This is a genomic window from Streptomyces sp. NPDC104096 (genome assembly GCF_055584385.1).
Genome location: NZ_JBVJMD010000001.1, coordinates 206,809 through 226,656 on the forward strand (window position 1 = coordinate 206,809; position 19,848 = coordinate 226,656).

At 67.1% G+C, this 19,848-nt stretch carries 30 protein-coding genes; 26 read left to right on the forward strand and 4 right to left on the reverse strand.

The window, feature by feature from the left end:
• The first annotated feature begins 35 nt into the window (after nucleotides 1-35).
• The 3 genes from fusA to gdhA all read left to right on the forward strand — a co-directional run bounded on the left by fusA (nucleotide 36) and on the right by gdhA (nucleotide 5,408).
• Nucleotides 36-2,162 carry an elongation factor G gene (fusA, locus tag ACZ60B_RS01000; RefSeq protein WP_469383134.1) on the forward strand — a complete coding sequence of 709 codons (2,127 nt, stop codon included), beginning with the start codon at nucleotides 36-38 and terminating at the stop codon, nucleotides 2,160-2,162.
• Between the two features lie 154 nt (nucleotides 2,163-2,316).
• Nucleotides 2,317-3,510 (forward strand): elongation factor Tu, encoded by a 1,194-nt coding sequence (gene tuf, locus ACZ60B_RS01005; RefSeq protein ID WP_162468597.1) that lies wholly within the window; start codon nucleotides 2,317-2,319, stop codon nucleotides 3,508-3,510.
• 542 nt (nucleotides 3,511-4,052) lie between these two features.
• Nucleotides 4,053-5,408, forward strand: a complete 1,356-nt coding sequence (gdhA, locus tag ACZ60B_RS01010) for an NADP-specific glutamate dehydrogenase (protein WP_469383136.1) — start codon at nucleotides 4,053-4,055, stop codon at nucleotides 5,406-5,408.
• Between the two features lie 69 nt (nucleotides 5,409-5,477).
• Here the strand turns inward: gdhA and ACZ60B_RS01015 are convergent, their stop codons facing one another.
• Nucleotides 5,478-5,861 (reverse strand): hypothetical protein, encoded by a 384-nt coding sequence (locus ACZ60B_RS01015; RefSeq protein WP_469383138.1) that lies wholly within the window; start codon nucleotides 5,859-5,861, stop codon nucleotides 5,478-5,480.
• 43 nt (nucleotides 5,862-5,904) lie between these two features.
• Nucleotides 5,905-6,348, reverse strand: coding sequence for an ATP-binding protein (locus ACZ60B_RS01020; protein WP_469383140.1), 444 nt, complete (start codon nucleotides 6,346-6,348; stop codon nucleotides 5,905-5,907).
• 139 nt (nucleotides 6,349-6,487) lie between these two features.
• Here ACZ60B_RS01020 and ACZ60B_RS01025 point away from each other — a divergent pair, with 139 nt between their 5' ends.
• Together ACZ60B_RS01025 and ACZ60B_RS01030 are read left to right on the forward strand one after the other, a co-directional pair.
• On the forward strand, nucleotides 6,488-7,336 hold the full coding sequence (locus ACZ60B_RS01025) for a helix-turn-helix domain-containing protein (RefSeq protein ID WP_469383141.1): 849 nt from the start codon (nucleotides 6,488-6,490) through the stop codon (nucleotides 7,334-7,336).
• Nucleotides 7,333-7,542 (forward strand): DUF397 domain-containing protein, encoded by a 210-nt coding sequence (locus tag ACZ60B_RS01030; protein WP_469383143.1) that lies wholly within the window; start codon nucleotides 7,333-7,335, stop codon nucleotides 7,540-7,542. Before ACZ60B_RS01025 ends, ACZ60B_RS01030 begins: the two co-directional genes overlap by 4 nt.
• Before the next feature lie 3 nt (nucleotides 7,543-7,545).
• Here ACZ60B_RS01030 and ACZ60B_RS01035 read toward each other — a convergent pair whose 3' ends face one another.
• Complete coding sequence (locus tag ACZ60B_RS01035; RefSeq protein ID WP_469383145.1) at nucleotides 7,546-8,547, reverse strand: hypothetical protein; 1,002 nt, start codon at nucleotides 8,545-8,547, stop codon at nucleotides 7,546-7,548.
• Complete coding sequence (locus ACZ60B_RS01040; RefSeq protein ID WP_469383147.1) at nucleotides 8,540-9,145, reverse strand: RNA polymerase sigma factor; 606 nt, start codon at nucleotides 9,143-9,145, stop codon at nucleotides 8,540-8,542. The genes ACZ60B_RS01035 and ACZ60B_RS01040 overlap by 8 nt, the downstream gene beginning before the upstream one ends.
• A gap of 724 nt (nucleotides 9,146-9,869) precedes the next feature.
• Here ACZ60B_RS01040 and rpsJ point away from each other — a divergent pair.
• The 21 genes from rpsJ to rplO all read left to right on the forward strand — a co-directional run bounded on the left by rpsJ (nucleotide 9,870) and on the right by rplO (nucleotide 19,639).
• A complete protein-coding gene (gene rpsJ, locus ACZ60B_RS01045; RefSeq protein WP_003948644.1) occupies nucleotides 9,870-10,178 on the forward strand; it encodes a 30S ribosomal protein S10 in 309 nt (102 codons plus the stop codon).
• Nucleotides 10,179-10,195: 17 nt separating this feature from the next.
• The gene (gene rplC, locus ACZ60B_RS01050) at nucleotides 10,196-10,840 is read left to right on the forward strand and encodes a 50S ribosomal protein L3 (RefSeq protein WP_020135811.1); all 645 of its coding nucleotides are present in this window, start codon (nucleotides 10,196-10,198) and stop codon (nucleotides 10,838-10,840) included.
• A gap of 8 nt (nucleotides 10,841-10,848) precedes the next feature.
• Entirely contained in the window at nucleotides 10,849-11,502 is a 654-nt protein-coding gene (gene rplD / locus ACZ60B_RS01055; protein WP_351602483.1) for a 50S ribosomal protein L4, read from the forward strand.
• The gene (gene rplW, locus ACZ60B_RS01060) at nucleotides 11,502-11,921 is read left to right on the forward strand and encodes a 50S ribosomal protein L23 (protein ID WP_152888000.1); all 420 of its coding nucleotides are present in this window, start codon (nucleotides 11,502-11,504) and stop codon (nucleotides 11,919-11,921) included. Before rplD ends, rplW begins: the two co-directional genes overlap by 1 nt.
• Nucleotides 11,922-11,959: 38 nt before the next feature.
• Nucleotides 11,960-12,796, forward strand: coding sequence for a 50S ribosomal protein L2 (rplB, locus tag ACZ60B_RS01065; protein WP_030039757.1), 837 nt, complete (start codon nucleotides 11,960-11,962; stop codon nucleotides 12,794-12,796).
• A gap of 12 nt (nucleotides 12,797-12,808) precedes the next feature.
• Complete coding sequence (gene rpsS, locus ACZ60B_RS01070) at nucleotides 12,809-13,090, forward strand: 30S ribosomal protein S19 (protein WP_005481224.1); 282 nt, start codon at nucleotides 12,809-12,811, stop codon at nucleotides 13,088-13,090.
• Nucleotides 13,091-13,132: 42 nt separating this feature from the next.
• Entirely contained in the window at nucleotides 13,133-13,480 is a 348-nt protein-coding gene (gene rplV, locus ACZ60B_RS01075; RefSeq protein WP_019329637.1) for a 50S ribosomal protein L22, read from the forward strand.
• The gene (gene rpsC / locus ACZ60B_RS01080) at nucleotides 13,480-14,310 is read left to right on the forward strand and encodes a 30S ribosomal protein S3 (RefSeq protein ID WP_152888002.1); all 831 of its coding nucleotides are present in this window, start codon (nucleotides 13,480-13,482) and stop codon (nucleotides 14,308-14,310) included. Before rplV ends, rpsC begins: the two co-directional genes overlap by 1 nt.
• 5 nt (nucleotides 14,311-14,315) lie before the next feature.
• Nucleotides 14,316-14,735 carry a 50S ribosomal protein L16 gene (gene rplP / locus ACZ60B_RS01085; protein WP_004927269.1) on the forward strand — a complete coding sequence of 140 codons (420 nt, stop codon included), beginning with the start codon at nucleotides 14,316-14,318 and terminating at the stop codon, nucleotides 14,733-14,735.
• A complete protein-coding gene (rpmC, locus tag ACZ60B_RS01090) occupies nucleotides 14,735-14,959 on the forward strand; it encodes a 50S ribosomal protein L29 (RefSeq protein ID WP_007494763.1) in 225 nt (74 codons plus the stop codon). Before rplP ends, rpmC begins: the two co-directional genes overlap by 1 nt.
• Nucleotides 14,959-15,243 (forward strand): 30S ribosomal protein S17, encoded by a 285-nt coding sequence (gene rpsQ / locus ACZ60B_RS01095; RefSeq protein WP_152888004.1) that lies wholly within the window; start codon nucleotides 14,959-14,961, stop codon nucleotides 15,241-15,243. The genes rpmC and rpsQ overlap by 1 nt, the downstream gene beginning before the upstream one ends.
• Nucleotides 15,244-15,344: 101 nt before the next feature.
• On the forward strand, nucleotides 15,345-15,713 hold the full coding sequence (gene rplN / locus ACZ60B_RS01100) for a 50S ribosomal protein L14 (protein ID WP_003998823.1): 369 nt from the start codon (nucleotides 15,345-15,347) through the stop codon (nucleotides 15,711-15,713).
• A 2-nt stretch (nucleotides 15,714-15,715) separates the two neighbouring features.
• A complete protein-coding gene (gene rplX / locus ACZ60B_RS01105) occupies nucleotides 15,716-16,039 on the forward strand; it encodes a 50S ribosomal protein L24 (RefSeq protein ID WP_003992365.1) in 324 nt (107 codons plus the stop codon).
• Nucleotides 16,039-16,596: a 50S ribosomal protein L5 gene (gene rplE / locus ACZ60B_RS01110; protein WP_152888007.1), complete on the forward strand. Its 558-nt coding sequence runs from the start codon at nucleotides 16,039-16,041 to the stop codon at nucleotides 16,594-16,596. The genes rplX and rplE overlap by 1 nt, the downstream gene beginning before the upstream one ends.
• 5 nt (nucleotides 16,597-16,601) lie before the next feature.
• Nucleotides 16,602-16,787, forward strand: a complete 186-nt coding sequence (locus ACZ60B_RS01115; RefSeq protein WP_003948630.1) for a type Z 30S ribosomal protein S14 — start codon at nucleotides 16,602-16,604, stop codon at nucleotides 16,785-16,787.
• Nucleotides 16,788-17,002: 215 nt separating this feature from the next.
• Nucleotides 17,003-17,401, forward strand: coding sequence for a 30S ribosomal protein S8 (rpsH, locus tag ACZ60B_RS01120; protein WP_007384075.1), 399 nt, complete (start codon nucleotides 17,003-17,005; stop codon nucleotides 17,399-17,401).
• 24 nt (nucleotides 17,402-17,425) lie between these two features.
• On the forward strand, nucleotides 17,426-17,965 hold the full coding sequence (rplF, locus tag ACZ60B_RS01125) for a 50S ribosomal protein L6 (protein WP_317444886.1): 540 nt from the start codon (nucleotides 17,426-17,428) through the stop codon (nucleotides 17,963-17,965).
• A gap of 3 nt (nucleotides 17,966-17,968) precedes the next feature.
• On the forward strand, nucleotides 17,969-18,352 hold the full coding sequence (gene rplR / locus ACZ60B_RS01130) for a 50S ribosomal protein L18 (RefSeq protein ID WP_152888011.1): 384 nt from the start codon (nucleotides 17,969-17,971) through the stop codon (nucleotides 18,350-18,352).
• A gap of 41 nt (nucleotides 18,353-18,393) precedes the next feature.
• Nucleotides 18,394-18,999: a 30S ribosomal protein S5 gene (gene rpsE / locus ACZ60B_RS01135; RefSeq protein ID WP_058923758.1), complete on the forward strand. Its 606-nt coding sequence runs from the start codon at nucleotides 18,394-18,396 to the stop codon at nucleotides 18,997-18,999.
• Nucleotides 18,999-19,181, forward strand: a complete 183-nt coding sequence (gene rpmD, locus ACZ60B_RS01140; protein ID WP_003974250.1) for a 50S ribosomal protein L30 — start codon at nucleotides 18,999-19,001, stop codon at nucleotides 19,179-19,181. The genes rpsE and rpmD overlap by 1 nt, the downstream gene beginning before the upstream one ends.
• 2 nt (nucleotides 19,182-19,183) lie before the next feature.
• The gene (gene rplO, locus ACZ60B_RS01145) at nucleotides 19,184-19,639 is read left to right on the forward strand and encodes a 50S ribosomal protein L15 (RefSeq protein WP_043381011.1); all 456 of its coding nucleotides are present in this window, start codon (nucleotides 19,184-19,186) and stop codon (nucleotides 19,637-19,639) included.
• Nucleotides 19,640-19,848: the final 209 nt, after the last annotated feature.

Genomic DNA, 19,848 nt, shown 5'->3' on the forward strand with positions numbered 1-19,848 from the left:
AGACCCCATCGAGACCGAGAGAAGACTGAAGCCTTATGGCTACCACTTCACTTGACCTGGCCAAGGTCCGCAACATCGGGATCATGGCCCACATCGACGCGGGCAAGACGACCACCACTGAGCGGATCCTCTTCTACACCGGCGTCAGCTACAAGATCGGTGAGGTCCACGACGGCGCTGCCACCATGGACTGGATGGAGCAGGAGCAGGAGCGTGGCATCACGATCACCTCTGCTGCCACCACCTGTCACTGGCCGCTCGAGGACAACGACTACACGATCAACATCATCGACACCCCCGGGCACGTCGACTTCACGGTCGAGGTGGAGCGTTCGCTCCGCGTCCTCGACGGTGCCGTCACGGTGTTCGACGGTGTCGCCGGTGTCGAGCCGCAGTCCGAGACGGTGTGGCGTCAGGCCGACCGTTACGGCGTGCCGCGCATCTGCTTCGTGAACAAGCTGGACCGCACCGGCGCCGAGTTCCACCGCTGTGTCGACATGATCGAGAACCGCCTCGGCGCGGTCCCGATCGTCATGCAGCTGCCGATCGGTGCCGAGATGGACTTCAAGGGCGTTGTGGACCTGGTCCGCATGAAGGCGCTCGTGTGGTCCGCCGAGGCGGCGAAGGGCGAGATGTACGACGTCGTCGACATCCCGGCCACGCACACCGAGGCTGCCGAGGAGTACCGCGGCAAGCTGGTCGAGACCGTCGCGGAGCACGACGACGAGATCATGGAGCTGTTCCTGGAGGGCCAGGAGCCCACCGAGGAGCAGCTGTACGCCGCGATCCGTCGCGTCACCATCGCGTCCGGCAAGTCCAAGGACGTCACGGTCACCCCGGTGTTCTGTGGCACCGCGTTCAAGAACAAGGGCGTCCAGCCCCTGCTCGACGCGGTCGTCCGCTACCTGCCGACCCCGCTCGACGTCGAGGCCATCGAGGGTCACGACGTCAAGGACGCCGACGTCGTCGTCAAGCGCAAGCCGTCGGACGACGAGCCGCTGTCCGCGCTCGCCTTCAAGATCATGAGCGACCCCCACCTGGGCAAGCTCACCTTCGTCCGGATCTACTCCGGTCGTCTGGAGTCCGGCACCGCGGTGCTGAACTCGGTCAAGGGCAAGAAGGAGCGCATCGGCAAGATCTACCGCATGCACGCGAACAAGCGTGAGGAGATCGAGTCGGTGGGCGCCGGCGACATCGTCGCCGTCATGGGCCTGAAGCAGACCACCACCGGTGAGACGCTGTCCGACGACAAGAACCCGGTCATCCTGGAGTCCATGGACTTCCCGGCGCCGGTCATTCAGGTCGCCATCGAGCCCAAGTCCAAGGGTGACCAGGAGAAGCTGGGTGTCGCCATCCAGCGTCTCGCGGAGGAGGACCCCTCCTTCCAGGTTCACTCGGACGAGGAGACCGGCCAGACCATCATCGGTGGTATGGGCGAGCTGCACCTCGAGGTGCTGGTCGACCGTATGCGCCGTGAGTTCAAGGTCGAGGCCAACGTCGGCAAGCCGCAGGTCGCGTACCGCGAGACGATCCGCAAGGCCGTCGAGCGTCTGGACTACACCCACAAGAAGCAGACCGGTGGTACCGGTCAGTTCGCCAAGGTGCAGATCGCGATCGAGCCCATCGAGGGCGGCGACGCCTCGTACGAGTTCGTGAACAAGGTGACCGGTGGTCGCATCCCGAAGGAGTACATCCCTTCGGTCGACGCCGGTGCGCAGGAGGCCATGCAGTTCGGCATCCTGGCCGGCTACGAGATGACTGGCGTCCGCGTCATCCTCATCGACGGTGGCTACCACGAGGTCGACTCCTCCGAGCTCGCGTTCAAGATCGCCGGTTCGCAGGCCTTCAAGGAGGCCGCGCGCAAGGCGTCCCCCGTGCTCCTTGAGCCGATGATGGCCGTCGAGGTCACCACGCCCGAGGACTACATGGGTGAGGTCATCGGCGACATCAACTCCCGCCGTGGTCAGATCCAGGCCATGGAGGAGCGCATGGGCGCCCGGATCGTCAAGGGTCTGGTGCCGCTCTCGGAGATGTTCGGCTACGTCGGCGACCTCCGCAGCAAGACCTCGGGTCGCGCAAGCTACTCGATGCAGTTCGACTCCTACGCCGAGGTTCCGCGGAACGTCGCCGAGGAGATCATCGCGAAGGCCAAGGGCGAGTAACGCACTCCGTTCACACGCTTTAGGCTTGACTCCTGAGCCTCACGGGTCATTCCTCCGCATTCGCGGGGGGATGACCCGGGGCCCGGGCTTACCAGCAAAGATCACCTGGCGCCGATGAGTAAGGCGTACAGAACCACTCCGTAGGAGGATCCCAGTGGCGAAGGCGAAGTTCGAGCGGACTAAGCCGCACGTCAACATCGGCACCATCGGTCACATCGACCACGGTAAGACGACCCTCACGGCCGCCATTACCAAGGTGCTGCACGACAAGTACCCGGACCTGAACGAGGCCTCGGCCTTCGACCAGATCGACAAGGCTCCCGAAGAGCGCCAGCGCGGTATCACCATCTCCATCGCGCACGTCGAGTACCAGACTGAGGCGCGTCACTACGCCCACGTCGACTGCCCGGGTCACGCGGACTACATCAAGAACATGATCACCGGTGCCGCGCAGATGGACGGCGCGATCCTCGTGGTCGCCGCCACCGACGGCCCGATGCCGCAGACCAAGGAGCACGTGCTCCTGGCCCGCCAGGTCGGCGTTCCGTACATCGTCGTCGCCCTGAACAAGGCCGACATGGTGGACGACGAGGAGATCCTGGAGCTCGTCGAGCTCGAGGTCCGTGAGCTCCTCTCCGAGTACGAGTTCCCGGGCGACGAGCTTCCCGTCGTCAAGGTCTCGGCGCTCAAGGCCCTCGAGGGCGACGCGGAGTGGGGCCAGACCGTTCTGGACCTCATGGACGCCGTCGACGCCTCCATCCCGGAGCCCGAGCGTGACGTCGACAAGCCGTTCCTCATGCCCATCGAGGACGTCTTCACGATCACCGGTCGCGGTACGGTCGTCACCGGCCGTATCGAGCGTGGTGTCCTGAAGGTCAACGAGACCGTCGACATCATCGGCATCAAGACCGAGAAGACCACCACCACGGTCACCGGTATCGAGATGTTCCGCAAGCTGCTCGACGAGGGCCAGGCCGGTGAGAACGTCGGTCTGCTCCTCCGTGGTATCAAGCGCGAGGACGTCGAGCGCGGCCAGGTCATCATCAAGCCGGGCTCGGTCACCCCGCACACCGAGTTCGAGGCGCAGGCCTACATCCTGTCCAAGGACGAGGGTGGCCGCCACACGCCGTTCTTCAACAACTACCGTCCGCAGTTCTACTTCCGTACGACGGACGTGACGGGCGTTGTGACCCTCCCCGAGGGCACCGAGATGGTCATGCCGGGTGACAACACCGAGATGTCGGTGCAGCTCATCCAGCCCATCGCCATGGAAGAGGGCCTGAAGTTCGCCATCCGTGAGGGTGGCCGGACGGTCGGCGCCGGTCAGGTCATCAAGATCACGAAGTGATCTTGCGCCTGACCCGGTAGCCACAGCCTGAGCTGAGCTCCAGAAGGGGCCCGTACGACTTCGGTCGTACGGGCCCTTTCGCATGTCCGGGGACGGCCGGCCGGGAACGTCGCGACCTTGGATCACTCCGGATTGGTTACCATTGAGCCGGATTCATCCGTATTGCCCACCCTGTGGAGTCATCTGTCTCGGCGGTCGGACAAGCCCGTATACAGAGACCGGCCGGGGTTACCTTGTACGGACGAACCCCGCAGGTGAAGTGCCCTTCTCCTGTCGCGTCTGCGGAATCACGTAACGCGAATGAAATTCAGGAGTAACACTGTGGGGGCGGTCTTCCGCCCTCGGGCGGGGGATCCGCAGGTCTGCGCACCGGCAACGGCGCCGAGCGCACGCACCCCCGCCGGTCGTACCGGATTCCCGGGGTTCCAGGCGCCCACTCCTGCCCGGGTGCGCCCTGGCCCCTATGCCGATGCCGCCGGAAACCCACCCGGTCGGACCATCCCGGTCCACCGTTCCGGCCACCCCCTCAGAAGGGACCCCAGGTGACCCGTCCTGACCCGAAGAGCCGTATCGCGTCCTTGCTCGCCGACGTCGAGCGGCGCAATCCGGCGCAGCCCGAGTTCCACCAGGCCGCGCACGAGGTGCTCGAAACCCTGGCCCCGGTCCTCGCGCAGCGCCCGGAGTACGCGGACGCGGCTCTCGTCGAACGCCTGGTGGAGCCCGAGCGGCAGATCATCTTCCGTGTCCCGTGGACGGACGACCACGGCAAGGTCCACGTCAACCGGGGCTACCGGGTGGAGTTCAACAGCGCGCTCGGCCCGTACAAGGGCGGCCTGCGCTTCCACCCGTCGGTGAACCTGGGCATCGTGAAGTTCCTCGGCTTCGAGCAGATCTTCAAGAACGCCCTGACCGGTCTCGGCATCGGCGGCGGCAAGGGCGGCAGCGACTTCGACCCGCACGGGAAGTCGAACGCCGAGGTCATGCGGTTCTGCCAGTCGTTCATGACGGAGCTGTACCGGCACATCGGTGAGCACACGGACGTGCCGGCGGGTGACATCGGCGTGGGCGGCCGCGAGATCGGCTACATGTTCGGCCAGTACCGGCGCATCACCAACCGCTGGGAGGCCGGTGTCCTCACCGGCAAGGGCACGCACTGGGGCGGTTCGCTGATCCGGCCCGAGGCCACCGGTTACGGCAGCGTCCTGTTCGCCGCCGCCATGCTGCGCGAGCGCGGCGAGGACCTGGAGGGCCGCACCGCGGTCGTCTCCGGCTCCGGCAACGTCGCCATCTACACCATCGAGAAGCTCGCCGCTCTCGGCGCGAACGCGGTGACCTGCTCCGACTCCGGCGGCTATGTCGTCGACGAGAAGGGCATCGACGTCGAACTGCTCAAGCAGGTCAAGGAGGTCGAGCGCGGCCGCGTCTCCGACTACGCGGCCCGGCGCGGCGCGTCGGCGCGGTTCGTCGCGAACGGCAGCGTCTGGGACGTGCCCGGCGATGTCGCGCTGCCCTCGGCCACCCAGAACGAGCTGGACGCGGCCGCGGCGGCCACCCTGATCGGCAACGGCGTCAAGGCGGTCTCCGAGGGCGCCAACATGCCCACCACCCCCGAGGCCGTGCACCTCTTCCAGCAGGCGGGCGTCGCCTTCGGCCCCGGCAAGGCGGCCAACGCGGGCGGTGTCGCGGTCAGCGCGCTGGAGATGAGCCAGAACCACGCCCGTACCTCGTGGTCGCGGGAGCGGGTCGAGGAGGAGCTGACCGGCATCATGAACAACATCCACGACGTCTGCCACGAGACCGCCGAACGCTACGGCGTCCCCGGCGACTACGTCAGCGGCGCCAACATCGCCGGCTTCGAGCGGGTCGCCGACGCGATGCTGGAGCAGGGCGTGATCTGACCGGTCCGGACTCCGGGAAGGGCTCGTACGACGTCGTTCGTACGGGCCCTTCCCGCGTCCTGCGCCGGTTCAGGCGGTCTCGGGAACGGGCTGCGGGCCGACCGCCATGACGGCGAGGACCGTCAGCCGCATGACGGCGCCGCCCGCCAGGGCCGCCAGGAAGCCGCCGACGTGGACGCCGAAGTCCATCTGGGAGCCGATCCAGGAGACGAGCAGCCAGATCAGCGTGTCCTGGACGATGCCGACCGCGGTGAGGGCGAGCAGCGCGACCGGGGGAGCGGAGCGGACGGCGCTCGGATAGCTGGAGATCAGCTGGTTCACGACGAGGAAGACGGCCACGCTCAGGACCAGTTCCCAGGGCGGGTCGTCGAGGACGAGGGAGATTCCGGGCAGTACGGCGGTGGCGAGAGCCGCTCCGAGGAACGTGCCCGCCAGGCGTCTTCGTCTGTACATGGTTCGGATCATGGAACCGGCCCGGTGCGGTGACAAGCCCTCGTCACGGAGAGGAAGCGGAAGCCGGGAGCCTCAGTTCAGCCCAGACGATCTTGCGCGGGCGTGGCCCGGAGGTGCTGCCCCAGCGGTCGGCCAGGGCGTCCACCAGGAGCAGTCCCCGCCCCGACTCGGCTTCCACCGAAGGGTGTCGGAGCCGCGGCCGACGGTCGTCGCGGGTGTCGGTGACCTCGATGCGGAGGATGCCCCCGACGACGTACAGCGTGAGGCGGAAGTCGCGTCCTGGCACGCGTCCGTGCGTCGCCGCGTTGTTCGCCAGCTCCGCGACGATCAGGTCTGCCGGACTCGACGGCAGTCCCCAGGAGCGGAGTTGTTCGGTGGCGAGCAGCCGGGCCAGACGGGCACCGCGTGGCGTGGGGGACAGCGGCACGCTGAAGTTGCGGACGGGTTCGACGCGTTGGGCCTCCGGCCCGGCGGTTTCCTGATTCACGTCACTCAGCGTGTCCGACCCTGCCTACTGTGAGCTGCGATGACGCCGGTGCGTACCGGGACTGTCCGGTCGCTGTCCTGATCTGTCCCGGCTGTCCCGGGTGTCGTACGGGAACCGTGGGCGTTGGAGGTGGGTGGGTATGAGCAGCGAGAGCGCGGACGAACCGGGGTGGGATGTCGGCCCGGAGGACGAGATCGCCCCGGTGGTCGAGGCGACCGGCCGCCAGATCAGGCTCTGGCGGGAGGCGGCCGGGATGCGGGTGGTCGAGTTCGGGCGGGCGATCGGTTACGGGGAGGACCTGGTCCGGAAGGTGGAGCGCGGGGCGCGGATCCCCCGGGCGGACTTCCTGGACCGCGCGGACGAGGTCCTGAACGCCGGCGGACGCCTCAGGGCCTTCAAGGAGGACATGGAGAAGGCCCGGTACCCGAAGAAGGTGCGCGAGCTGAAGATGCTGGAGGAGCGGGCGGTCGAGCTGCTGCTTTACAGCAACCACAACATTCATGGGTTGTTGCAGACAGAGGAGTACGCGCGGGCGCTCTTCGGGACGTGGCGACCAACGCTGTCTCAGGATGAATTGGAGCGAGCAGTGGCCGCGCGTATGGCCAGGCGGTCCATTTTCTCCCGGTCACCCGTTCCGGAGCTCAGTTTTGTGCAGGAAGAGGTGACTCTGCGACGGCCCGTCGGAGGCACAATGGTGCACCGTCGCCAGCTCGAACGCCTGCTGGAAATGGCAGAGTTGGCGCAGGTCGAGTTCCAGGTGATGCCCACTGCGCGCGCCGACCACCCTGGTGCGGCTGGGCGGATCCAAGTGCTGAAGTTCGGAGACGGCACGGCAGCGGGGCGAACCGACGACGAATTCAACGGGCGCCCGGTCTCCGACCCGAGGCACATCCGGATTCTCGAATTGAGGTACGGCATCATCAGGGCTCAAGCTCTCTCGCCGGGGGAGTCGCTGGCCTTCATCGAGCGAGTGCTGGGAGAGACATGACGCACGGAACCTCGGTCGACGAAACCTCCGGGCTGAAGTGGGTGAAGAGCAGCTACAGCGACAGCAGTAACCCCAGTGACTGCGTCGAGATAGCCCCCACCCCCACCCGGATCCACATCCGCGACTCCAAGAACCCGGGCGGTGCCCGGCTGGCGATGGCCCCCGAGGCCTGGACCGCGTTCGTCGCCTACGCGGCCCAGGCCTGACCTTCAGCCGCGCTCGCCCGCCTCGTCGACGACGACGGTGCGGAGACGGGTGCTCGTGCCGACGACCGTGCCCTTCGGGACGAACGGGCCGCCGGAGGCCTTGCCGCCCGCGTAGTAGTCCAGTGCGGCCACCCAGCGGACACCTCGGTAGGCGAGGGTCTCCGGGTCGAGCAGTACCTGCATGTTGTTGCGCTCCCACGCGTAGTCGCGGAAGTTGCCGTCCACGCCGAACGCCAGGACCTTGCGCCCCGCGTCGTCTGTCGTGCCGACGGGCTCGATGGCTCCGGCGAGTCCGGTGAGGACGCGACGGATCGTGCGGGCCTTGTCGGCAGGGACGGCCGAGGCCCAGGAGAGAACCTCGACGACCTGGTGGAAGTCGCGTTGGGCCTGGGTCTGCTTCTCCTTGTCGACGGAGCGGTCGGGGACGGACCGCTTGCGGATCAGCCGCAGTGCGTCGGCGGGGTCGTCGGGCAGGTCCGCCAGCAGCGCGTCGGCGGCCTTCGGCGAGAGGTAGTCCCCGCGAGGGCCGTATACGTTCACGCCGGTGCCGTCCGGTCCCCCGGAAGCCTGCCTCTCGCCGTCGTAGCGCTGCCACTGCTCGTTGTCGTAGGTCGTGGCCGGTTCCTCGGAGCACGGCTTTTTCCCGGGATCCAGATAGAACCCGGCGACCTCGCCGTACCCCGTCCCGCTCATGAGCGATGGGCAATGCCAGTGGGTGTACCGGTACTCCAGGTACACCCACTGGTGGGGCCCGATCGGTGCCGTCGGCTCGACCGGTGCCGTGTGCTGCCCCCACAGCGTCAGCGTGGACAGCAGGGCCACGGCCACCACCGCCGCGACCGCGCCGAGCGCCTTGAGCCGCCAGCCGCCGTGGCCGCGCCGGGGGCGGGCGATCTCGTCCAGGAGCCGCTGGCGGGCCGGGGTGAGCCGGGCGTGGTCGGGCACGGGAGCGTCGTCGCGCAGCCGTCGTACCGCTGTCATCTCCTCCATCGCCGGTTCAGCCATGGCCGATCACCTCCCGGGAGTCGGGTACGAACGTGGGGTCCACGTCACCGAGGGCCAGGCGGACCTTCCGGCGCGCCCGGTTGAGGCGGGAGCGCACCGTGCCCACCGGGATGGACAGCGCCTCGGCGACCTCCTGGTAGCCGAGGTCCGCCCAGGCGACCAGCAGCAGGACGTCCCGGTCGCCCCGGGAGAGGTCGGCGAGCGCGCCGGCCAGCCGGCCCTGCGCGGCCTCGGCGGTGACGCGGCTGTCGCTGCGGTCGGTCCAGGAGTGGGCCACGGGGTCGTGTCCCGTGCGGGCCAGGGCCCTGAGCGCCCGTACCTCGTTACGGCGCTGCTTGCCGATGAGGTTGGCGGCGATCCCGTACAGCCAGGGGCGGGCACTGGCGCGCGAGACGTCGTAGCGCCCGCGGGTGCGGAACGCGGCCAGGAAGGTCTCGGCGGTGATGTCCTCGGCCGCGTCCTCGCCCAGCCGGCGGGCCGCGTACCGGTGGATCAGCGCCGCGTGCCGGTGGTAGAGCTCCCCGAAGACCTCGGGCCGGGTCAGGGAGTCGGCGATGACGGAGGCGTCCTCGTCATGTCTGTCAGGGGGGCTGTTCACGCGGTCTCCGTGTCTGCCGTCGGTCGGATACGCCCGTTGTTACCCGTAGCCCTCGAACGGGTTCACGGCCGCCGGCCCGATACCCAGCCGTCCGTCCGCCGCGCCAACTGCCCTCTGTCCCTGGCGTGTTCGGTGTGCCCACCGTGCGTGGAGGCGGCAGTCGCGTGGCTCGGCCGTGCGGAGGGGGACCGTGCCGGGCGAGGCCCTCGCGGCTCTCGTCACCGCTGCGGGAGCGGTCACTCCCGGCGACCGGGTGATCGCAGGACCGACGGGGACGCCCCGGATCCCCGCCACTGGCTCGGCCGGTGTTTGACCTGCGTCACTTCGGGGGTATTCTCTCCGGCTCGATTGGCCAGGGCCCCGTCCCTTATGGCAGACTGTCGGAGTTGCTCGGTCGAGTGCCGATGCTGCGCGCCTCCCGTCGGGGGGACCGGAAGCGAGTCCCACAGTACTCGTCGCCCAATCTGCCGCGAGGCAGCGCTGGGGCGGACGTACGGGAATCTTCCGGGAAGTGTCAGCGGGGTGCGGACCAGGCGCCCGGTGGGTGTTCTCACCCCCGGTCCTGCGGTCGCTTTCGGGCGGAGCCGCGTCCCTGGTGGGGAATCCATGTATGGACATCCCTGTCGCCAGGAGCGCGACACACCCGACCGCGTGGGTCGGAGGCCAGGATGCGAACCCTCGGGTACCAGAGCGTTATATCGAGACAAAGGACTACTGAGTAGCCATGGCGGGACAGAAGATCCGCATCCGGCTCAAGGCCTACGACCACGAGGTCATCGACTCCTCGGCGAAGAAGATCGTCGAGACGGTGACCCGCACTGGTGCGTCGGTCGCGGGCCCGGTGCCGCTGCCCACTGAGAAGAACGTGTACTGCGTCATCAAGTCGCCGCACAAGTACAAGGACTCTCGCGAGCACTTCGAGATGCGCACGCACAAGCGCCTCATCGACATCCTCGACCCCACGCCCAAGACCGTTGACTCTCTGATGCGACTCGACCTCCCGGCCGGTGTCGACATCGAGATCAAGCTCTAGGGATCGGTGATCTGAGAATGGCTAAGCAGATCAAGGGCATCCTGGGCGAGAAGCTCGGCATGACGCAGGTGTGGGACGAGAACAACCGTGTTGTTCCGGTCACCGTCGTCAAGGCCGGCCCCAACGTCGTCACCCAGGTCCGCACGAACGACGTCGACGGCTACGAGTCCGTCCAGATCGCGTTCGGCGAGATCGACCCGCGCAAGGTGAACAAGCCCCTCAAGGGCCACTTCGCGAAGGCCGACGTCACCCCCCGTCGCCACCTCGTCGAGATCCGTACCGCTGACGCCAGCGAGTACACCCTCGGCCAGGAGATCACCGCTGAGGTGTTCGAGGCCGGCATCAAGGTGGACGTGACCGGCAAGAGCAAGGGCAAGGGCTTCGCCGGTGTCATGAAGCGTCACAACTTCAAGGGCCTCGGCGCCGGTCACGGCACCCAGCGCAAGCACCGCTCCCCCGGTTCCATCGGTGGCTGCGCCACCCCGGGCCGTGTGTTCAAGGGCCTCCGCATGGCGGGCCGCATGGGCAACGAGCGGGTCACCACCCAGAACCTGACCGTCCACGCCGTTGACGCGGAGAAGGGTCTGCTGCTCATCAAGGGCGCGGTTCCCGGTCCGAACGGCGGCCTCGTCCTGGTCCGCACCGCGGCCAAGGGGGCCTGAGGTAACCGATGAGCACTGTTGACATCCTGTCGCCTGCCGGCGACAAGGCCGGTACGGTCGAGCTCCCCGCGGAGATCTTCGACGTGGAGAAGATCAGCATCCCGCTGATCCACCAGGTCGTCGTCGCGCAGCTGGCCGCTGCCCGCCAGGGCACCCACAAGACCAAGACGCGTGGCGAGGTCCGCGGCGGTGGCAAGAAGCCTTACCGCCAGAAGGGCACCGGTCGCGCCCGTCAGGGCTCGACCCGCGCGCCGCAGTTCGCCGGTGGTGGCGTCGTGCACGGTCCCGTGCCGCGCGACTACTCGCAGCGCACCCCCAAGAAGATGAAGGCCGCGGCCCTGCGCCACGCCCTCACCGACCGGGCGCGCCACAACCGTATCCACGTCGTCTCCGGCGTGGTCGACGGCGACATCTCCACCAAGGCCGCGAAGACGCTGTTCGGCAAGATCTCGGAGCGCAAGAACCTGCTCCTGGTCGCCGAGCGCACCGACGAGGCCGCGTGGCTGTCCGCCCGCAACCTGCCCCAGGTCCACATCCTGGAGCCGGGCCAGCTGAACACGTACGACGTTCTCGTCTCGGACGACGTGGTCTTCACCCAGGCCGCGTTCGAGTCCTTCGTGTCTGGCCCCAAGGCCGCTGACACCGAAGGGAGCGAAGCCTGATGGCTACGCGTCACCCGAGCATCGCCTCGAAGGCCGCCAAGGCCGCCAAGGCCGCGCGCGTCGCCAAGGCGAAGCGCCACGCCACCGAGGGCAAGAACACCGTCGAGACGCCGCTGAGCAAGTCCTTCACGGACCCCCGTGACGTGCTCCTCAAGCCGGTCGTCTCGGAGAAGAGCTACGCGCTGCTCGACGAGGGCAAGTACACCTTCGTCGTGGCGCCGGGCTCCAACAAGACCCAGATCAAGGAGGCCGTCCAGGCGGTCTTCTCGGTCAAGGTCACCGGGGTCAACACGATCAACCGCCAGGGCAAGCGCAAGCGCACCAAGAGCGGTTTCGGTAAGCGTGCTGACACCAAGCGCGCGATCGTGACCCTCGCCGAGGGCGACCGTATCGACATCTTCGGCGGTCCGACCGCGTAAGCGGGTCGGATCGTCCGATATCGGACGAGGACTGAGAAATGGGAATCCGCAAGTACAAGCCGACTACGCCGGGCCGTCGTGGCTCCAGCGTCGCCGACTTCGTCGAGGTCACGCGGTCCACGCCGGAGAAGTCGCTGGTCCGCCCGCTGCACAGCAAGGGCGGCCGTAACAACGCCGGTCGTGTGACCGTTCGCCACCAGGGTGGCGGACACAAGCGCGCCTACCGCGTGATCGACTTCCGTCGTCACGACAAGGACGGCGTGCCGGCGAAGGTCGCGCACATCGAGTACGACCCCAACCGCACCGCGCGCATCGCGCTGCTGCACTACGCCGACGGCGAGAAGCGCTACATCCTCGCCCCGCGCAACCTGCAGCAGGGTGACCGCGTCGAGAACGGTCCCGGGGCCGACATCAAGCCGGGCAACAACCTGGCGCTCCGCAACATCCCGGTCGGTACCACGATCCACGCGATCGAGATCCGTCCCGGTGGCGGCGCCAAGTTCGCCCGCTCCGCCGGTGCCTCGGTGCAGCTGCTCGCGAAGGAGGGCACCATGGCCCACCTCCGCATGCCCTCCGGTGAGATCCGCCTGGTCGACCAGCGCTGCCGCGCCACGGTCGGCGAGGTCGGCAACGCCGAGCAGAGCAACATCAACTGGGGCAAGGCCGGCCGCAAGCGCTGGCTGGGCGTCCGCCCGACCGTCCGCGGTGTGGCGATGAACCCGGTTGACCACCCGCACGGTGGTGGTGAAGGCAAGACCTCCGGTGGTCGTCACCCGGTCTCGCCGTGGGGTCAGAAGGAGGGTCGTACTCGTTCGCCGAAGAAGGCTTCGAACAAGTACATCGTCCGCCGCCGCAAGACGAACAAGAAGCGCTAGGAGCGGGTTTAGATGCCGCGCAGTCTCAAGAAGGGGCCCTTCGTCGACGACCACCTGATCAAGAAGGTGGACGTACAGAACGAAGCCGGCACCAAGAACGTCATCAAGACCTGGTCCCGTCGCTCGATGATCATCCCGGCCATGCTCGGCCACACGATCGCGGTGCACAACGGCAAGACCCACATCCCGGTGTTTGTCACCGAGTCGATGGTCGGCCACAAGCTCGGCGAGTTCTCGCCGACGCGCACCTTCCGGGGTCACGTCAAGGACGACCGGAAGTCGAAGCGCCGCTAGTAGCGGGGTGGATTGACCATGACAGACACTGGAAGGACAACCATGGAAGCCAGGGCCCAGGCGCGGTACATCCGCGTCACGCCCATGAAGGCCCGCCGCGTGGTGGACCTTATCCGTGGCATGGATGCCACGGAGGCTCAGGCGGTCCTGCGTTTCGCCCCGCAGGCCGCGAGCGTGCCGGTCGGCAAGGTGCTGGACAGCGCCATTGCCAACGCCGCGCACAACTACGACCACACTGACGCCGACAGCCTCTACATCTCCGAGGCGTACGTCGACGAGGGCCCGACCCTGAAGCGGTTCCGTCCGCGTGCCCAGGGCCGCGCCTACCGGATCCGCAAGCGGACCAGCCACATCACCGTGGTCGTCAGCAGCAAGGAAGGAACCCGGTAATGGGCCAGAAGGTAAACCCGCACGGGTTCCGGCTCGGTGTCACGACCGACTTCAAGTCGCGTTGGTACGCCGACAAGCTGTACAAGGACTACGTCAAGGAAGACGTCGCCATCCGTCGGATGATGACGTCCGGCATGGAGCGCGCCGGCATCTCGAAGGTTGAGATCGAGCGCACCCGTGACCGCGTGCGTGTGGACATCCACACCGCTCGTCCGGGCATCGTCATCGGCCGCCGTGGCGCCGAGGCCGACCGCATCCGCGGCGACCTCGAGAAGCTCACGGGCAAGCAGGTCCAGCTGAACATCCTCGAGGTCAAGAACCCCGAGACCGACGCTCAGCTGGTTGCCCAGGCCGTCGCCGAGCAGCTCTCCTCCCGCGTCTCCTTCCGTCGGGCCATGCGCAAGAGCATGCAGTCCGCCATGAAGGCCGGCGCCAAGGGCATCAAGATCCAGTGCGGTGGCCGCCTCGGTGGCGCCGAGATGTCCCGCTCGGAGTTCTACCGCGAGGGCCGTGTGCCCCTGCACACGCTCCGCGCGAACGTGGACTACGGCTTCTTCGAGGCCAAGACGACCTTCGGCCGCATCGGTGTGAAGGTCTGGATCTACAAGGGCGACGTCAAGAACATCGCCGAGGTCCGCGCCGAGAACGCTGCTGCCCGCGCGGGCAACCGCCCGGCCCGTGGCGGCGCTGACCGCCCGGCCGGCCGTGGTGGCCGCGGTGGCGAGCGTGGCGGTCGCGGTCGTAAGCCGCAGACGGCTCCGGCTGCCGAGGCCCCCAAGGCCGACGCTCCCGCCGCCGCTCCGGCTGAGAGCACCGGAACGGAGGCCTGACCGACATGCTGATCCCCCGTAGGGTCAAGCACCGCAAGCAGCACCACCCGAAGCGCCGTGGTCAGGCCAAGGGCGGTACGACGGTCGCGTTCGGCGAGTACGGCATTCAGGCCCTCACGCCGGCGTACGTGACCAACCGCCAGATCGAGGCGGCCCGTATCGCCATGACCCGCCACATCAAGCGTGGCGGCAAGGTCTGGATCAACATCTACCCGGACCGTCCCCTGACGAAGAAGCCTGCCGAGACCCGCATGGGTTCCGGTAAGGGTTCTCCGGAGTGGTGGATCGCGAACGTGCACCCGGGTCGGGTCATGTTCGAGCTGTCCTACCCCAACGAGAAGATCGCCCGTGAGGCCCTCACTCGCGCAGCCCACAAGCTGCCGATGAAGTGCCGGATCGTCAAGCGCGAGGCAGGTGAAGCGTGATGTCGGCCGGTACCAAGGCGTCCGAGCTGCGCGAGCTGGGCAACGAGGAGCTTCTTGCGAAGCTCCGCGAGGCCAAGGAAGAGCTGTTCAACCTCCGCTTCCAGGCGGCGACGGGTCAGCTCGAGAACCACGGTCGGCTCAAGGCCGTCCGTAAGGACATCGCGCGGATCTACACCCTCATGCGTGAGCGCGAGCTGGGCATCGAGACGGTGGAGAACGCCTGATGAGCGAGAGCAACGTGACTGAGAACACCGAGGCGCGCGGTTTCCGCAAGACCCGTGAGGGTCTCGTCGTCAGCGACAAGATGGACAAGACCGTCGTCGTCGCCGTCGAGGACCGTGTCAAGCACGCGCTGTACGGCAAGGTCATCCGCCGTACGAACAAGCTCAAGGCCCACGACGAGCAGAACGCTGCGGGCGTCGGCGACCGTGTCCTCCTCGCGGAGACCCGGCCGCTGTCGGCGACGAAGCGCTGGCGCGTCGTCGAGATCCTCGAGAAGGCCAAGTAATCCCTCCTAGGGGGACCCCCTAGGAATAGTTCCGCCAGGCTCGGGGCGGTCCGCCGCTGTGCGAACCGCCCCGGGAACCGGCAGACAACCAGGAGATAGACGTGATCCAGCAGGAGTCGCGACTGCGTGTCGCCGACAACACTGGTGCGAAGGAGATCCTTTGCATCCGTGTGCTCGGTGGCTCCGGTCGCCGCTACGCGGGCATCGGTGACGTCATCGTCGCCACCGTCAAGGACGCGATCCCCGGCGGCAACGTGAAGAAGGGTGACGTCGTCAAGGCCGTCATCGTTCGCACCGTCAAGGAGCGCCGCCGTCCGGACGGCTCGTACATCCGCTTCGACGAGAACGCCGCCGTCATTCTGAAGAACGACGGCGACCCTCGTGGCACCCGTATCTTCGGCCCTGTCGGCCGTGAGCTGCGCGAGAAGAAGTTCATGAAGATCATCTCGCTCGCGCCGGAGGTGCTGTAAGCATGAAGATCAAGAAGGGCGACCTGGTCCAGGTCATCACCGGTAAGGACAAGGGCAAGCAGGGCAAGGTCATCGCGGCCTTCCCCCGCGAGGACCGTGTCCTGGTCGAGGGTGTCAACCGGGTCAAGAAGCACACGAAGGCCGGCCCGACCGCTCGCGGTTCCCAGGCCGGCGGCATCGTGACCACCGAGGCCCCGATCCACGTTTCCAACGTTCAGCTGGTCGTGGAGAAGGACGGCAACAAGGTCGTCACGCGTGTCGGTTACCGCTTCGACGACGAGGGCAACAAGATCCGCGTTGCCAAGCGGACGGGTGAGGACATCTGATGGCTACCACCACCACCCCGCGTCTCAAGACGAAGTACCGCGAGGAGATCGCGGGCAAGCTGCGTGACGAGTTCAAGTACGAGAACGTCATGCAGATCCCCGGCCTCGTGAAGATCGTGGTCAACATGGGTGTGGGCGACGCCGCCCGCGACTCCAAGCTGATCGACGGCGCCATCCGCGACCTCACCACGATCACCGGCCAGAAGCCGCAGGTCACCAAGGCCCGCAAGTCCATCGCGCAGTTCAAGCTGCGTGAGGGCCAGCCGATCGGTGCCCACGTCACGCTCCGTGGCGACCGCATGTGGGAGTTCCTGGACCGCACCCTGTCGCTCGCGCTGCCGCGCATCCGCGACTTCCGCGGCCTGTCCCCCAAGCAGTTCGACGGCCGTGGCAACTACACCTTCGGTCTCACGGAGCAGGTCATGTTCCACGAGATCGACCAGGACAAGATCGACCGCACCCGGGGTATGGACATCACCGTGGTGACCACGGCGACCAACGACGCTGAGGGCCGTGCGCTCCTTCGTCACCTCGGCTTCCCCTTCAAGGAGGCGTGAGCGAGATGGCGAAGAAGGCTCTCATCGCGAAGGCTGCTCGCAAGCCCAAGTTCGGCGTGCGTGGCTACACGCGCTGCCAGCGCTGCGGCCGTCCCCACTCCGTGTACCGCAAGTTCGGCCTGTGCCGCGTGTGCCTTCGTGAGATGGCTCACCGTGGCGAGCTGCCGGGCGTGACCAAGAGCTCCTGGTAATCCCCCAAATCTAGGGATTCCAAGGGCTCTCGGTAAGCACTGGGCGTGTCAGGTGCCCACCTCTCCATGGCTTAGGCTTGGAGGGTTGGGCGCCTGATTGTCGCCCGTACGACTTACTACGCCGTAGGTCCACCGCGCCGCACCCGTCCCGTCCCGGATCGGGGAGAGGGATGGCGCACCAGGAAACCCCGGCGAGAGAGGCCGAAGGCCAATTCATGACCATGACTGATCCGATCGCAGACATGCTTACGCGTCTGCGGAACGCGAACTCGGCATACCACGACTCCGTGACGATGCCGGCATCGAAGATCAAGTCCCACATCGCGGAGATCCTCCAGCAGGAGGGCTTCATCACGGGCTGGAAGGTCGAGGACGCCGAGGTCGGCAAGAACCTCGTCCTGGAGCTGAAGTTCGGCCCCAACCGTGAGCGCTCCATCGCGGGCATCAAGCGGATTTCCAAGCCCGGTCTCCGGGTTTACGCGAAGTCCACCAACCTGCCGAAGGTGCTCGGCGGCCTCGGCGTGGCGATCATCTCCACGTCCCACGGGCTCCTCACCGACAAGCAGGCCGGCAAGAAGGGCGTGGGTGGGGAAGTCCTCGCCTACGTCTGGTAGCGGAAGGGAACGGAGGAAACAGCTATGTCGCGTATTGGCAAGCTCCCCATCACGGTTCCCGCCGGCGTGGACGTCACCATCGATGGCCGCACGGTCTCGGTCAAGGGCCCCAAGGGCTCGCTGACCCACACCGTGGTTGCGCCGATCGACATCGTCAAGGGTGAGGACGGCGTGCTCAACGTCACCCGTCCGAACGACGAGCGTCAGAACAAGGCCCTGCACGGCCTGTCCCGCACGCTGGTGGCGAACATGATCACCGGCGTGACCCAGGGTTACGTGAAGAAGCTCGAGATCAGCGGTGTCGGTTACCGCGTCACGGCCAAGGGCTCGAACCTCGAGTTCGCGCTCGGCTACAGCCACCCGATCACGGTCGAGGCGCCCGAGGGAATCACCTTCAAGGTGGAGACCCCGACCCGCTTCCAGGTCGAGGGCATCGACAAGCAGAAGGTCGGCGAGGTTGCGGCCAACATCCGCAAGCTGCGCAAGCCCGACCCGTACAAGGCCAAGGGCGTCAAGTACGAGGGCGAAGTCATCCGCCGCAAGGTCGGAAAGGCGGGTAAGTAAGCCATGGCATACGGACAGAAGATCCTGAAGGGCGACGCCTACAAGCGCGCCGCGATCAAGCGCCGTCACATCCGGATCCGCAAGCGGATCGGTGGCACGGCCGAGCGTCCCCGCCTGGTCGTTACCCGCTCCAACCGCCACATCGTGGCCCAGGTGATCGACGACCTCAAGGGTCACACCCTTGCGTCGGCGTCCACCCTGGACACCTCGATCCGTGGTGGCGAGGGTGACAAGTCGGCCCAGGCCAAGCAGGTCGGCGCGCTCGTCGCCGAGCGTGCCAAGGCCGCGGGCGTCGAGGCTGTCGTATTCGACCGTGGTGGCAACCAGTACGCCGGGCGCATCGCCGCCCTGGCGGACGCCGCCCGCGAAGCCGGTCTGAAGTTCTGAGCCGGTTCCGTAGCTAGCGGAAACAGAGAGAGGTAATTCCAATGGCTGGACCCCAGCGCCGTGGAAGCGGTGCCGGTGGCGGCGAGCGGCGGGACCGGAAGGGCCGTGACGGCGGCGCAGCTGCCGCCGAGAAGACCGCTTACGTCGAGCGTGTCGTCGCGATCAACCGCGTCGCCAAGGTTGTGAAGGGTGGTCGTCGCTTCAGCTTCACCGCGCTGGTCGTGGTGGGCGACGGTGACGGCACCGTGGGTGTCGGTTACGGCAAGGCCAAGGAGGTGCCGGCCGCCATCGCCAAGGGTGTTGAGGAGGCCAAGAAGCACTTCTTCAAGGTCCCCCGTATCCAGGGCACCATCCCGCACCCGATCCAGGGTGAGAAGGCTGCCGGCGTCGTGCTGCTCAAGCCCGCGTCCCCCGGTACCGGTGTTATCGCCGGTGGCCCGGTGCGTGCCGTGCTCGAGTGCGCCGGTATCCACGACGTGCTGTCGAAGTCGCTCGGCTCCGACAACGCGATCAACATCGTGCACGCGACCGTGGAGGCCCTGAAGGGCCTGCAGCGTCCCGAGGAGATCGCGGCCCGCCGTGGTCTGCCCCTCGAGGACGTCGCTCCCGCGGCTCTTCTCCGTGCGCGTGCCGGGGCTGGTGTCTGATGGCACAGCTCAAGATCACGCAGGTGAAGTCGTACATCGGCAGCAAGCAGAACCACCGTGACACCCTGCGCTCCCTTGGCCTCAAGGGCATCAACACGCAGGTCGTCAAGGAGGACCGCCCCGAGTTCCGCGGCATGGTGCACACCGTCCGCCACCTCGTGACGGTCGAGGAGGTCGACTGATCATGGGTGAGCAGAACCCGCTCAAGATCCACAACCTTCGTCCCGCCCCGGGCGCCAAGACCGCCAAGACCCGTGTCGGTCGTGGTGAGGCGTCGAAGGGTAAGACGGCCGGTCGTGGTACCAAGGGTACGAAGGCCCGTTACCAGGTTCCGGAGCGCTTCGAGGGTGGCCAGATGCCCCTCCACATGCGTCTTCCGAAGCTGAAGGGCTTCAAGAACCCGTTCAAGACCGAGTTCCAGGTCGTGAACCTCGACAAGCTGGCCGCGCTCTACCCCGAGGGTGGCGAGGTCACCGTCGAGGGTCTGGTGGCCAAGGGTGCCGTTCGCAAGAACAGCCTCGTCAAGGTCCTCGGCCAGGGTGAGATCTCCGTGGCGCTCCAGGTGACGGTCGACGCCGTCTCCGGCTCCGCCAAGGAGAAGATCACCGCCGCCGGCGGCACCGTCACCGAGCTCGTCTGAGTCACTCAGGCGTCTCGATGACCTGAACGATCCCGACCGGGGATACCCCACAAATGGGGTATCCCCGGTTGGTCGTTCCAAGGGGGGCAGTGTCGCCGGTAAGGTGGCCTGCACTGCCCACTTTCCTGGGTGCTCCACATGGGGCACTCTGAGCGGCAGATGACCGTTCTCTAGTCGTCATTCCATCGGAATCTCAAGACCGTCACCCT

Bases quoted from the DNA above. Each gene is read 5' to 3' on its own strand.
- fusA (WP_469383134.1), top strand. From the start codon at position 36: ATGGCTACCACTTCACTTGACCTGGCCAAGGTCCGCAACATCGGGATC.
- ACZ60B_RS01015 (WP_469383138.1), bottom strand. From the start codon at position 5,861: ATGTACAGACGAAGACGCCTGGCGGGCACGTTCCTCGGAGCGGCTCTC.
- ACZ60B_RS01025 (WP_469383141.1), top strand. From the start codon at position 6,488: ATGAGCAGCGAGAGCGCGGACGAACCGGGGTGGGATGTCGGCCCGGAG.
- ACZ60B_RS01030 (WP_469383143.1), top strand. From the start codon at position 7,333: ATGACGCACGGAACCTCGGTCGACGAAACCTCCGGGCTGAAGTGGGTG.
- ACZ60B_RS01035 (WP_469383145.1), bottom strand. From the start codon at position 8,547: ATGGCTGAACCGGCGATGGAGGAGATGACAGCGGTACGACGGCTGCGC.
- rpsJ (WP_003948644.1), top strand. From the start codon at position 9,870: ATGGCGGGACAGAAGATCCGCATCCGGCTCAAGGCCTACGACCACGAG.
- rplC (WP_020135811.1), top strand. From the start codon at position 10,196: ATGGCTAAGCAGATCAAGGGCATCCTGGGCGAGAAGCTCGGCATGACG.
- rplD (WP_351602483.1), top strand. From the start codon at position 10,849: ATGAGCACTGTTGACATCCTGTCGCCTGCCGGCGACAAGGCCGGTACG.
- rplW (WP_152888000.1), top strand. From the start codon at position 11,502: ATGGCTACGCGTCACCCGAGCATCGCCTCGAAGGCCGCCAAGGCCGCC.
- rplB (WP_030039757.1), top strand. From the start codon at position 11,960: ATGGGAATCCGCAAGTACAAGCCGACTACGCCGGGCCGTCGTGGCTCC.
- rpsS (WP_005481224.1), top strand. From the start codon at position 12,809: ATGCCGCGCAGTCTCAAGAAGGGGCCCTTCGTCGACGACCACCTGATC.
- rplV (WP_019329637.1), top strand. From the start codon at position 13,133: ATGGAAGCCAGGGCCCAGGCGCGGTACATCCGCGTCACGCCCATGAAG.
- rpsC (WP_152888002.1), top strand. From the start codon at position 13,480: ATGGGCCAGAAGGTAAACCCGCACGGGTTCCGGCTCGGTGTCACGACC.
- rplP (WP_004927269.1), top strand. From the start codon at position 14,316: ATGCTGATCCCCCGTAGGGTCAAGCACCGCAAGCAGCACCACCCGAAG.
- rpmC (WP_007494763.1), top strand. From the start codon at position 14,735: ATGTCGGCCGGTACCAAGGCGTCCGAGCTGCGCGAGCTGGGCAACGAG.
- rpsQ (WP_152888004.1), top strand. From the start codon at position 14,959: ATGAGCGAGAGCAACGTGACTGAGAACACCGAGGCGCGCGGTTTCCGC.
- rplX (WP_003992365.1), top strand. From the start codon at position 15,716: ATGAAGATCAAGAAGGGCGACCTGGTCCAGGTCATCACCGGTAAGGAC.
- rplE (WP_152888007.1), top strand. From the start codon at position 16,039: ATGGCTACCACCACCACCCCGCGTCTCAAGACGAAGTACCGCGAGGAG.
- ACZ60B_RS01115 (WP_003948630.1), top strand. From the start codon at position 16,602: ATGGCGAAGAAGGCTCTCATCGCGAAGGCTGCTCGCAAGCCCAAGTTC.
- rpsH (WP_007384075.1), top strand. From the start codon at position 17,003: ATGACCATGACTGATCCGATCGCAGACATGCTTACGCGTCTGCGGAAC.
- rplF (WP_317444886.1), top strand. From the start codon at position 17,426: ATGTCGCGTATTGGCAAGCTCCCCATCACGGTTCCCGCCGGCGTGGAC.
- rplR (WP_152888011.1), top strand. From the start codon at position 17,969: ATGGCATACGGACAGAAGATCCTGAAGGGCGACGCCTACAAGCGCGCC.
- rpsE (WP_058923758.1), top strand. From the start codon at position 18,394: ATGGCTGGACCCCAGCGCCGTGGAAGCGGTGCCGGTGGCGGCGAGCGG.
- rpmD (WP_003974250.1), top strand. From the start codon at position 18,999: ATGGCACAGCTCAAGATCACGCAGGTGAAGTCGTACATCGGCAGCAAG.
- rplO (WP_043381011.1), top strand. From the start codon at position 19,184: ATGGGTGAGCAGAACCCGCTCAAGATCCACAACCTTCGTCCCGCCCCG.